This is a genomic window from Bacillus sp. FJAT-26390 (genome assembly GCF_001682865.1).
Classification (GTDB): Bacteria; Bacillota; Bacilli; order Paenibacillales; family Paenibacillaceae; genus Pristimantibacillus.
On the sequence record NZ_MAQX01000005.1, the window covers coordinates 16,592 to 29,273 of the forward strand.

Genomic DNA, 12,682 nt, shown 5'->3' on the forward strand with positions numbered 1-12,682 from the left:
ACAAATAAGTTCTTATATTTCAAACATAGGAGTAGCGCATACTACTTCACGAGTAGCATGCGCTCCAAGGACAAACGAGCTTGATCCGCAACATGCGGCGGCACATAGATTTGAGGCTGCATCGTCTCTAAGCTTTTCACGAGCTTCTTCAAATTGTTGACCTTCATGTTCGGGCAAACCAAATATTTAGATGCAAAATGGAATGTCTTGCCTGGGCTGTCCAGACGAAGCTGATAACCTGTACCGTCCTCTGTCCCTACGATAAACTCTTGGCAATCCGATTCTTTGCAATATTTAATGATGGCGGTTGTACTGCCTACAAAATCGCCAAGCTCAACCACTTCCGGACGGCATTCCGGGTGAACAACAAACTGTGCGTTCGGATATTTCGCTTTCATTTCTTCTACGTCTTTCACCGTTAGCATGTCATGCGTGTTGCAGTAGCCTTCCCAGATAATCATTTTCTTATCGGTGTTCTGCTGCACATAGTGACCAAGGTTTTTGTCCGGTACCCAGATGACTTCGTCGCCCTCAACCGAATTAACAACCTTAACCGCATTCGCCGACGTACAGCAAATGTCAGTCTCCGCTTTGATTTCCGCAGACGAGTTGATGTAAGTAACGACTTTTGCATTCGGATGCTGCGCTTTCAGCTTGCGCAAGCCATCTACGCTTACCATGTCTGCCATCGGGCAGCCGGCACGCTCATCAGGAATGATTACGGTCTTGTTCGGTGCCAAAATCTTAGCGCTCTCACCCATAAAGTGAACGCCGCAGAATACGATTACATCGGCATCCGTTTGGGCAGCTTTCTGCGCAAGCAGGAAGGAGTCGCCGCGGAAATCAGCTACCTCTTGAATTTCATCACGTTGATAATAATGGGCTAAAATGATAGCATTCCGTTCTTTCTTCAACTGTAACAACCGCTCACGCAGCTCACGGTTTTGCTCCGCCTTGCGTTCCAGTGCCAGTGCTTCCACAGTAGATCCTCTCCTCTTATGAGGGATGGGGGATAATGCCCATTCCGTAATGCGGCAAGCTGAACTTTGTGAATTGATGCACAAACTTAGAAAGTCGCTCGCCTATAGTTTAAACCAAAAGGGATAAATTCATTTGATTAAGATTTAATTTACACGTGGTAGATGCTACTGTCAATGTATTAAAGGCCATTTTCGGGCAGCAATTTAAAATTAATTAATATAAGGGCTGTCTATGAGCAAAGTTCTACTTAAATAGCCGTCCAAAAATAAAAAAAGGGTCTCTATCCATAATTGGATAGAGACCCTAGCATCATTTTTAGATCGGCTGCTACCGTTTAGCAGGATCGTAAGGCTGGCCAAGTGCCGATGGCGCGTTCGAGCGTCCAACAGCCCCTGCCAATACAACGAGCGTCAAGACGTAAGGCAGCATGTAGAAGAACTCAACCGGAATTTGCTTCGAGAATTCAAACAGCTGCGCAAAACTTCTCAGCGCCTGTGCAAGGCCGAAGAACATGGCAGCGCCAACGACGCCAAGCGGATTCCATTTGCCGAATATCAGGGCTGCCAGCGCGATAAACCCTTGCCCCGAAATCGTATTATGGGCAAAGCTGCTCGTCGTAGTCAGCGTAATCGTCGCGCCGCCAAGACCCGCAAGCGCTCCGCTAAGCAATACGCCGATATAGCGATATTTTGTAACGCTGATGCCGACAGTGTCCGCAGAGCTTGGATGCTCGCCTACCGCGCGAAGGCGCAAGCCAAATGGCGTACGGAAAAGGACGAAGTAGCTGACAACGGCAAGAATAATGACGATATAGGTTGTCGGATAAGCTGTAAATATCGCTTTGCCAAGCAACGGTATATCGGATAAGTAAGGTATTTTCCATTTATGAAATACGTTTGCAAGCTGCGGCGTTTGTCCTGAACCATCATACAAGCTTTTGGTTAGGTACAGCGACAAGCCGAGCGAGAAAATGTTAATCACGACACCCACAACCGTCTGATCGGCACGGAACGTTATCGTGGATACGGCATGCAGAAGCGAGACCAGAACGCCATATATGGCTGCCGCTACGAGACCGATCCAAGGCGAAGCATTTCCAAGGCCGGCTTGGATCGCATATTCGGTTGCAACCGCCGCAGCGAATGCACCGGATACCATCAAGCCCTCTAGCCCTATGTTGACGACACCTGAGCGCTCGGAGTACATGCCTCCAAGTGCTGTAAAGATAAGAGCGGTGGAGAACACGAGTGTTGTATTAATAAGCTGCCCAATAACATCGACCACGTTCATTTTACACCGCCTCCTTCCGCTTGCTTGCACGTTTATTTAGAAAAGGCTTGAGGAACCACTTCACTAGTCCATGCGAAGCAACGAAGAAAATAACGGCGCCGATTACGATGCGCACAACCTCTGGAGGAACGCCTGCGCCAAAGCTCATACCAGCCGAGCCGTAGCTTAGACCTCCGAACAAAATGGCTCCAAGCAGAACGCCGATTGGCGTATTGCCGCCAAGCAATGCTACCGCAATGCCATCGAACCCGTATCCTGGCGAAGCGGCCATAACCGTCTGGTTGCCGAACACGCCCAAAATTTCAAACACGCCGCCAAGACCGGCAAATACGCCGCTTATAAACATGGATTTAACCATCGTTAATTTAACGTTCATGCCTGCATACAAAGCCGCATCGGGATTATGTCCAACCGCGCGCAGCTCATAACCCTGCTTCGTGCGCCAAAGCACGATGTAAAACACAACGATGCAGATAAGCGCGATGATCGTACCCCAGTGCATGCGGGCGTTGTCCGTCAGTTTAATTAGCCAATCAATTTTCACCATCGCCGACTCATGAACAGCCATCGATTTTTGTTGGCCTTTCTCCACTAGGAACTTCGCGATAATAAAGTTGGACAGGAACAAAGCGATCCAGTTCAACATAATCGACGAAATAACTTCATTGACGCCGCGTTTTGCTTTCAGGTATCCAGCAATTGCCGCCCAAAGTCCGCCAAATACAGCTCCTGTAATAATAGCGAGCGGAGCATGGATATACCAAGGCAAGTCGAGCAGCACGCCGATAATCGTCGCGCCCGTCATACCCATTACAAATTGTCCTTCAACCCCGATATTGAAGAGTCCGGTACGGAATGCAAATGAAACCGCCAAACCGGTGAAGATCAAAGGCGTAATCGCCCGAACTGCTTCCCCCATGTTGTAAGGCGTGCTGAAGAGCTTGTCCAGCAATGAGCTGTAAGCCAGAATTGGATTGTAGCCTCCAGCCACCATTGCAATAGCGCCAATCAATAACCCGAGTATGATCGCTACACCGGGAATAAGGATAGATGTTTTATTAAATATTTTTTTCAACGTTTCCATAGACGCTATCCTCTCCCCTCTGATGCAGCAACAGCCGACTTATTGCCAGCCATCATCAAACCAAGCTGTTGATCATCCCTATTCTCAGCATCAACCTCGCCCATTAGCTTGCCTTCGTACATAACTGCAATGCGATCGGATAAAGCGTAAAGCTCATCAAGCTCGAAGGATACGAGCAAAATCGCTTTCCCTTCATTACGGGCTTGCACAAGCCGCTTATGCACGTATTCAATCGCACCGATATCAAGTCCGCGCGTTGGCTGCACAGCAATAAGCAGATCAGGATCCTTATGCAGCTCGCGAGCGATAATCGCTTTTTGCTGGTTGCCTCCCGAGAGAGCGCGCGCATGCGTATGAATGCCCGACGAGCGTACATCAAACTCGTTTACGAGCTTGTCCGCCAGCTTGTCCATCGCATCGTAATCAATAAACATCGAGCGGCCAAACTCCGGCTCAAAATAAGTATTCAAAATCATATTTTCGCTTACGGAGAAATCAAGCACCAAGCCATGCTTATGCCGATCCTCTGGAATGTGGCCTACGCCGGCAACCGATATTTGGCGCGGTGAAAGGTTCGTCATATCCCGTCCATTCAGCTTCACGCTGCCGCCATCAAGTTTGCGCATTCCTGTAATCGCATAGATAAGCTCGCTTTGGCCGTTGCCGTCAACGCCGGCTATTCCGACGATTTCCCCGGCACGGATAGTAAAGCTAGTGCCGTTCAAAGCATTTTTGCCATGCTCGCCTTTCATTTGCAGATCCTCAACCGAGAGGACGACCTTGCCAGGCTCGTTTTTCGTCTTCTTGACCTCGAAGGATACGTCCCTGCCAACCATAAGCTCAGCAAGCTGCTGCTCGTTTGTCTCATCCGTGCTTACGGTTCTAATAACCTTGCCTCGTCTAATGACCGTTACGGAGTCGGCGAGCGCCATAACCTCTTTTAATTTATGCGTAATGATAATAATGGACTTGCCTTCCGCAGCAAGATTACGAATAATCTCAATCAGTTCTTCGATTTCCTGTACAGTTAGAACGGCAGTCGGCTCGTCGAAAATAACGATTTCCGCGCCCCGATACAACGTTTTCAGAATTTCGACCCGCTGCTGTGTTCCTACCGTAATATCTTTAATCCGCGCCTGAGGATCTACTTTCAGACCATAACGTTCAGAAATAGCCCGAACCTTCTCATTTGCAAGCTTATAATCGATTTTCATACCTTTGACAGGTTCATTGCCAAGCACAATATTTTCTGCAACCGTAAAAGGCTGTACCAGCTTGAAATGCTGATGCACCATGCCGATGCCTAAATCAATAGCCTTCGACGCGCCTTCAATAACCGTCTGATTGCCATTAATCCATATTTCACCCTCATCCGGCTGATATAGTCCGAATAAAATGTTCATTAGCGTCGACTTGCCTGCGCCATTCTCACCCAAAAGCGCATGGATTTCGCCTTTTTTCAATTCAAAATTTATGGAATCATTTGCAACGAGCCCAGGGAAGCGCTTTGTAATACCTTTTAACTGTACTGCTGGCAAACTCCGGTCCATTCTCATCATCTCCCCGGTTTTCTAACGCTGTCTTTCCAACATAAAAAAAGAACAAAGACCGGCCGAAGCCGGTCTTGTCTGATACATCGACAAACGATCCTCAATCAAAGGATACCTTTGGATAAAGGAAACTATTCAGTCGGTACCTTAATGTCGCCGCTAACGATTTTCGCTTTATATTCATCTACTTTTGCAAGCACATCAGCAGGAATGTTCTTGCTAGTTGCCGGCAAGCCTACTGCATCGTCTTTCAAACCAAGCTCTTGCGTCGTACCGCCAGCAAAGTTACCTGCAATCAGGTCTTTAGAAATTTTGTGAACCGCTGCATCTACGCCCTTCATCATGGAAGTAAGCGTGATTTCATCGCCGAACTCAAGCGATTGGTCTTTATCTACGCCGATAACCCAAATGTCGTCGCCGCCATCTTTACGAGCTTTTGCTTCGTTAAACACGCCGTTACCAGTAGCGCCAGCAGCGTGGAAAATAATATCGATACCAGCATCATACATCGTTGCTGCAGACAATTTACCAAGGTCAGGCTTACCGAAGTCGCCTGTGTAGTCAACTTTTACAGTCGCATCTGGTTTAACCGCAGCTACACCCGCTTTGAAGCCTGCTTCAAAACGTTTGATAACCGGAATTTCCATACCGCCTACAAAGCCTACTTTGTTTGTTTTGGTCATAAGACCCGCAACAACGCCCACAAGGAAAGATCCTTCATGCTCAGCAAAAGTGATCGAAGCAACGTTTGGAGCTTCGATTACGCTGTCAATTACAGCTAGCTTTGCATCAGGGTTTTCTTTTGCCACTTTGCTAAGTGCATCGTTGAACAAGAAACCGATACCCCAAGTGAGGCTGTAGCCTTCTTTAACGAAGCTGTTCAGGTTCGGCTCCATGTCTGCTTCGCCTTTACTTTCCAAGAACTTCGTTTCAGCGCCTGTCTCAGCTGTTACTTTTTGAAGAGCTTCCCATGCGCTTTGGTTAAAGGATTTGTCATGTACGCCACCTACGTCAGTAACCATACCGATTTTAAAATCTTTACCAGTTCCATCAGACTCAACTTTGGCACCCTCATTTGTGTTTGTGCCTGTTCCGCCCTCATTGTTTTTCTTCGCTCCGCAAGCTGACAACACTAGTGTCAACGCGATCATCATAACGAGCATAAAGCTAAATGTTTTTTTCATGCGTGTTCTCTCCCTTGCTCAAATTTAGGTGAAGCAGTGCAACCCCGATTACTTTCTTATTCTTGCTGTTCCTGGCCGCTATTATTTCATTATAGTTACAAAAAATTATACGTCAATGAATTAGTGTTAGGTTTGCTGACATAAAATCATTGACCGCGCTTCCGTGTAACATATATGTAATATATTGGCCGAAAAAGATAAACCTTTATGTTAGCATCTCTGTTTTGCGCTAAAGGTTTATAACCGTATTATAGGCTAAATCCGAACATTAATAAAGAAAAAAATAGTCGTCCCGCCACTTGTTGCAAGTAGCAGAACGACTATACCAGCCATCAATAACAAAAATCTACTCGTTCTTATCCGGATCTTCTGGGTTGTCTCGCTTCTCTAGGACAGGACCTTTAATCTCATCCTGCTCACGTGTCTGAATGCGGACCTTCACATCGCCAACTGTCTCAACGATCGGTTCAACAGTCGATTCAGTTGTTGTTGCAGCTCCATCAGAAGACGGGCCGCCCTCCAAAGTACCTGTCTCAACCAAACGTTTAATTTGCTCGAGTTCAAGCGTTTCTTCGCTAAGCAGCGTTTGAGCAATCAAATGCATTTCCTTGCTCTTCTCTGACAATAGCTTCTTCGCACGGTCGTAACAACCCGTAATGATGGATTGCATTTCTTGGTCAATCTCGTAAGCAATCGCATCGGAGTAGTTCTGTTCGTGACCGATATCACGGCCCAGGAATACTTGCCCTTGCGAGCTGCCGAACTGCATTGGTCCAAGCTTATCGCTCATACCGTATTCCATGATCATCGCACGCACGATACTAGTCGCTTGTTTAAAGTCACTGTATGCGCCTGTTCCGATTTCTCCAATAAACAGCTCTTCCGCCACGCGGCCTGCAAGCAAACCGGTAATTTTATCAAGAAGCTCTTGCTTCGTTACAAGCATACGGTCTTCCTTCGGCAGCATAATGACGTATCCGCCAGCGCGGCCGCGAGGAATAATGGTAACTTTATGAACCATATCTGCATGCTCCAAGAAGAAGCCTGCAATGGTATGTCCTGCCTCATGGTAAGCAACGATACGTTTCTCACGGTCACTGACAACACGGCTCTTCTTCTCCGTACCGACGATAATCCGATCGATCGCATCATCAACCTCGACCATAGCGATATCCTTTTTGTTGCGACGGGCAGCAAGAAGCGCTGCTTCATTAAGCAAGTTTTCTAGGTCGGCACCGCTGAAGCCAGTCGTGCGCTTCGCGATAACTTCAAGCTTAACGTCCTTCGCAAGCGGCTTGTTGCGCGCATGCACTTTAAGCACCGCTTCACGGCCTTTAACGTCTGGACGATCAACCGTGATTTGACGGTCAAAACGGCCTGGGCGTAGAAGTGCCGGATCGAGAATATCAGGACGGTTCGTTGCAGCAATGATAATAATGCCTTCGTTAGCGCCAAAACCATCCATCTCAACGAGCAATTGGTTGAGCGTTTGCTCACGCTCATCATGACCGCCGCCAAGACCTGCGCCACGCTGACGACCTACTGCATCAATCTCATCGATAAAGATGATACATGGAGCGTTTTTCTTCGCATTCTCGAACAAGTCACGCACACGGGATGCGCCGACACCGACGAACATCTCCACGAAATCGGAACCGGAAATACTGAAGAACGGTACACCTGCTTCCCCTGCTACTGCGCGGGCAAGCAAGGTTTTACCTGTACCTGGAGGACCGACCAGCAAGACACCTTTCGGTATGCGAGCCCCAACCAGATTAAATTTGCGCGGATCTTTCAAGAAGTCTACAACCTCAACGAGCTCTTGCTTCTCCTCGTCTGCACCAGCGACATCTTCAAATGTAATCCGCTTCTTCTCATTATCATAAAGCCGCGCTTTGCTCTTGCCAAAGTTCATCACTTTGCCGCCGCCGCCCTGAGCTTGATTCATTAAGAAGAAGAACAGGACAAAGATAATGACAAACGGAATAATGGAAGTGAGGAATGTTAGCCAAATGCTTGGCTGATCCATTTCCTTGCTTTCAAGCTGAAACCCGAACTGCTCCTGCCATGCGAGGATCTTCTCCTCCGCTTTGACGCTGACCCTAGATACAAATTGGTCGCTTTCCGCGCCTGCAGGCTTTGTATTATATTTACCAGAAACAAAATAAGTTTGATTCTCATACTTAACACTCAGCTCTTTAACATTGCCTGATTCAACTGCAGCGCGAAGCTCGTCATATCGCAATCCAACTGTCGTGTCATTTTGGCTGCTGATAAATTGAAAAATCCCAACGGTCACCAAAAAGATAATTAAATAAAAACCAGTATTACGGATGATCCGATTCATCCCCAACCTCCTCTCAGACGCTTAAAATATTTTACCATAGCATGACTTTCCATAACAATAGAGGTGTACGGAGAAGGGCATGTACGGGTGAATCGCTATTATTTCTCATAGACCTGCGGCTTCAAAATGCCAATGTAAGGGAGATTGCGATATTTCTCTGCAAAATCCAGTCCATAACCGACAACAAACTCGTCCGGCAGCGTAAAGCCTTTGTAATCCGCTTCCAAGTCCACTGTACGGCGAGCCGGCTTATCGAACAATGTAACGACGGTGACCGACTTCGCATTACGGCGCTCAAGAACATCGATTAAATAGCTGAGCGTTAGCCCGCTGTCGATGATGTCCTCAACGATCAGAACATCGCGGCCTTCGACTGATACATCAAGGTCTTTAATAATTTTGACAACGCCAGATGATTTAGTCGATTGCCCATAGCTAGACACGGCCATGAAATCAATTTCAAGCGGCACTGTCATTTCCTTAACCAAATCCGCCATAAAAATAAATGCGCCCTTAAGAACGCAAATAACGAGCGGATTGCGTCCGCTAAAATCTTTGCTTAGTGTTTCACCAAGCTCTTTAACCTTGTCACCAATTTGCTGCTGGTCATACAATACTTCTTGAATATCGTTCTGCAAAGTAGAAATCCCCCTACGCCTTAACTATGTTTATGAGTGTACCAGTGCTTCTTATTCGTTGCCAGCCCTTATGAAAAGCACACCTTGCGTGCGCGTCTCCGTCAGTGCGTGGCTAGATCTGCGAATGCCCGGAATCCAGAGCAATTTCCCCGCTGCATCGAACAGCAATGGATACGACTCCCGCTTCAGCGGAGCAATTTTCTCGTCAACGAACATATCTTGCACTTTTTTCGAACCATTTAATCCTAAAACCTGAATTCTGTCGCCCGGTCGCCTATTTCGAACGACGAGCGGAAACAATAACTCTGAAACATCGAAGCAAGCTTCATAACGTGAAGCTGGCTTACGGCTATCTTCTGCAGATGCATGGAAAAAGTCAAATGTCCATCCGCACGGGTCGACTTTCAAGCTGGCTGTGTCCCTTCCAACCTCATACGAATAGTCGCTCGCTTCGTCTGACGAATGCTGCGGAACTTGAAGCCATCGCATCATATCGTACTCACGAGCGCAGCGAATACCGGCACCGGCATCGATCCGCCAGGTTGCTGGGGCATGAGCGGAAGCAGCAAGCCGCATCGTCTCAATCTGCTCGAAGGATATCTTTTCCGTTTCTTTAGAAAGATAACTTAATATTAGTTTAATCAATCTCCTTTGTAAAGCGACGTGGAGACCATGCAAATCGTTGCAGCCAATCGCGCATTCATTGGGGGATAACGTAACGAGCTGCGCGAATAACGCTTCGGTTTGTTTCTCCATCCACTCGTCTTCCGCCCCTGCTACTTCAGCAAGCCGCTGAAGCGATTGGGATAGCTGCGGATTGTGCCGAGATAAATACGGTAAAATATCTAGCCGAATAATATTTCGGAAATAATGGCGTTCCTTGTTGCTGCTATCCGTGCAGTACGGGATTTGATGCTGTTCGCAGTAACGCAGAAGGTCTGACTTCTTCATACGAAGCAGCGGTCTGATAAGTTCCACGTTTTTTTCTCGCCTTTTGCTAAGGATTCCAGCGAGCCCGGTTAAGCCTGTCCCCCGAATGACCCGCATAAGCACGGTCTCCGCTTGATCATCTGCATGATGGGCTAGCGCAATTCGAGTGGCTCCGTAACGCGCAGCGATCTCGTGCAGAAATGAATATCGTTTCTCGCGCGAGGCCGCCTGTCCATTCATACGCGTTTCTTCTATATAAGAAGGCATGTCGAAAGTGACAGTTTCGCAAACAATGCCTAGCTTCTCCGCGAATGCCTGAACGACCATCAGCTCATGTGCCGACTCCTGAACGCGAAAGCCGTGATTCACATGAGCTGCAATGATCGTTAAGTCGCTTTCTTTCGCAGAAGCAGCCAGCATGTGGAGCAGCGCCATGGAATCCGGACCGCCGGAAACCGCCACTACGATGCAATCGCCCGTTGACCACAGCCCTCGCTCCGCCGCTGCTTTTTCAAGTTCGTTACGCAGATTCATATGTAGTTCCCTCACCTTCACTCCCCTGCTCCTGGCTGATCTTACAGCACATTGCGCAGCAACCAATAAACCGAAGTCCCGAGCAGGACGGCAGAGGCGGCAACAAGCCCCTTCAGCCACACTGGCGTAGAGGAGTGCCTGTGCGTATCCCGTCTATGCATCAATAATCGCCATGCTTCAGATGCCTCTCCGGCATCCGCGAACTGGCCTCCAAAGGCTTTGCGCAGCCAGCCCGCGATCGGCTTAAGCGACGGGCTCGCTTCCGCAATCTGCATCAGGTCGCCCGCGGATCGGTTCTGAGGCAATAGCTCAAGCGTCAGCTGGTGGAGCCGCTTCGATTCATGCAGCTGAATGCAAAGCACGCCGAAGGAAAACAGATCGTACCTCGGGTCTGCCGACCGCGAGCCGCCGTTCCAGTAGCCGCGGTCATAAATTTCCGTGAATTGGCGAATCGCTTTGCCTGACGACGTCACGCCGCCATAGTCAACCAGCTCCACGTGCCCATAATCGGCGACCATTACATTTTCCACCTTGAGATCGCCGAACACCCAGCCAGCCTGATGCAGCTTCGCCAGCTTGCCAAGCAGGTTCAGGCCAACGAGCGGAAACCATTCCGTACCGTTTTGCTTCAAGTAGTCGCCCAGCGTCCCGCCCGGAACGTAGCGCATAATATAAAAGGGATATTCCCGTCCATCCGGCCCGTACAAATCATCCACGTCAAAAAGAAAAGGTTCATGCCCGTGCTGCTTTTGTTTGGCAATCGACTGCAATACGTTAATTTCGGATTGCAGATCAATCGCATCAAGACCAAGCTTCAAGGCATACCAGCTGCGATCGCGCTGTACGAGATATACTTTACCGTTTGCGCCCTCCCCAAGCAACCTCTCAACTCTGTATCGCCCCTGCTTCCACTTGCCGGTCACCACCATGCCGCGGCGAAGATCAACCTTAAACGACGTAGTCACTCATCATCCCATCCGTTTCGTCTCTGCTCTTCCTACCATAATCTCCCTGACGGTAAAAATCAATCACTTGCATGATCGCAGGCCCCGTAGGCGTCGTTCCGCCCATTTGCAGCCTTGGAAAAATGCCCTGTACGCCATTGAGATGACTCGTCCAGCCTAAATCCATCACGCAATCATCCCCATGCCTTGAGCCTGGAAAATGAAAAACCGAGATTTCGCTTTTCCCCTGCCTAGCCTGCAGGCTGAGCATCAAATCACGGATGGCCTCCTCCACAGCAGCAAGCTTCGGCTTCATACTGGCGCTTGCGTCAATAAGCAGCGCAACCTGTAAGCTCGATGTTTCCCCAAGCTCGTCAATTACGCGAACCACATCACCGCGCTTCTCAGGCGGAAGCGCCTCAATCGACCCATTTCCGAGCACTTGCTTCAGTTCCTTCTGCACCGCCAGCTGAATCGTTTGCACGACCGTCTTGCGCGTCATCATTTGCACCGTCTGGGACAGCTGGCGCATGTTGACCATTCTGCTGAGTCCCCCGCCCGCGCGCGCAATCTCATCAATCTCCGTCGCTCCTAGCTCACCTACATCACCCTGATCGAGCACGCCCACCACATTCACCGATATCCCATCCGAATGCGCATGCGCAGCCGCCACTACCGGACTAAGCCCCACATTCGAGCAACCATCCGTTATTAATAATATTTGCTTCATAACTGTTTATCCTCCTTTAGTGTTTGTGTAACAAACACAACTTCGAAAGCATAGGCTCAGTGTCTGAGAATCAAACACAGCTTCGAAAGCATAGGCTTAGCCTCAGCCTTTCTATTAGCTTTGCCTTTTTTGAGAGGGATAAACAGCTAGAGTCGTAAAAAGATCAATAATTGCAATTGCAAGAATGCGGCAGCCTACATCCCGCCATCATGTGGCGGAAGGAATCCTTTCAACTATATCATTCATCGGCTAATTCTATAAGTTCAATAAATAGATGATAAGCTTCTGTTTCGGAGATGGAAGATACGGGTACATCACCCATATAGTGAGATGATTTTGCATGCACAGCTTTAACCCACTATTCCCACACGCCAGATTAACCAATTAAACCGCAAAAAGAAGCCATTTTGCCGCCAGCCTCCGATCAGCAAGGCAGACAAAAAGGCTTCCGCTTGATTAAAGAATAGATC

10 protein-coding genes are annotated in these 12,682 nt (G+C 48.4%); all 10 read right to left on the reverse strand.

All coding sequences use genetic code 11. The features are described 5' to 3' along the window. Positions 1-41: 41 nt before the first annotated feature. On the reverse strand, positions 42-980 hold the full coding sequence (gene nadA, locus A7975_RS10275) for a quinolinate synthase NadA (RefSeq protein WP_053373345.1): 939 nt from the start codon (positions 978-980) through the stop codon (positions 42-44). Between the two features lie 328 nt (positions 981-1,308). Continuing rightward, positions 1,309-2,271 carry an ABC transporter permease gene (locus A7975_RS10280; RefSeq protein WP_053373346.1) on the reverse strand — a complete coding sequence of 321 codons (963 nt, stop codon included), beginning with the start codon at positions 2,269-2,271 and terminating at the stop codon, positions 1,309-1,311. A 1-nt stretch (position 2,272) separates the two neighbouring features. After that, the gene (locus A7975_RS10285; protein WP_053373347.1) at positions 2,273-3,355 is read right to left on the reverse strand and encodes an ABC transporter permease; all 1,083 of its coding nucleotides are present in this window, start codon (positions 3,353-3,355) and stop codon (positions 2,273-2,275) included. Positions 3,356-3,360: 5 nt separating this feature from the next. Continuing rightward, the gene (locus tag A7975_RS10290; RefSeq protein ID WP_065385121.1) at positions 3,361-4,905 is read right to left on the reverse strand and encodes an ABC transporter ATP-binding protein; all 1,545 of its coding nucleotides are present in this window, start codon (positions 4,903-4,905) and stop codon (positions 3,361-3,363) included. Between the two features lie 131 nt (positions 4,906-5,036). Beyond that, positions 5,037-6,089 carry a BMP family lipoprotein gene (locus A7975_RS10295; protein ID WP_053373349.1) on the reverse strand — a complete coding sequence of 351 codons (1,053 nt, stop codon included), beginning with the start codon at positions 6,087-6,089 and terminating at the stop codon, positions 5,037-5,039. Between the two features lie 346 nt (positions 6,090-6,435). Next, entirely contained in the window at positions 6,436-8,436 is a 2,001-nt protein-coding gene (gene ftsH, locus A7975_RS10300; RefSeq protein ID WP_065385122.1) for an ATP-dependent zinc metalloprotease FtsH, read from the reverse strand. Between the two features lie 98 nt (positions 8,437-8,534). Beyond that, the gene (hpt, locus tag A7975_RS10305) at positions 8,535-9,074 is read right to left on the reverse strand and encodes a hypoxanthine phosphoribosyltransferase (protein WP_065385123.1); all 540 of its coding nucleotides are present in this window, start codon (positions 9,072-9,074) and stop codon (positions 8,535-8,537) included. 51 nt (positions 9,075-9,125) lie between these two features. Continuing rightward, positions 9,126-10,538 (reverse strand): tRNA lysidine(34) synthetase TilS, encoded by a 1,413-nt coding sequence (gene tilS, locus A7975_RS10310; protein ID WP_082198129.1) that lies wholly within the window; start codon positions 10,536-10,538, stop codon positions 9,126-9,128. Positions 10,539-10,579: 41 nt separating this feature from the next. Continuing rightward, the gene (locus A7975_RS10315) at positions 10,580-11,503 is read right to left on the reverse strand and encodes a serine/threonine protein kinase (protein WP_053373353.1); all 924 of its coding nucleotides are present in this window, start codon (positions 11,501-11,503) and stop codon (positions 10,580-10,582) included. Continuing rightward, entirely contained in the window at positions 11,487-12,212 is a 726-nt protein-coding gene (locus A7975_RS10320; protein ID WP_053373354.1) for a vWA domain-containing protein, read from the reverse strand. Before A7975_RS10320 ends, A7975_RS10315 begins: the two co-directional genes overlap by 17 nt. Positions 12,213-12,682: the final 470 nt, after the last annotated feature.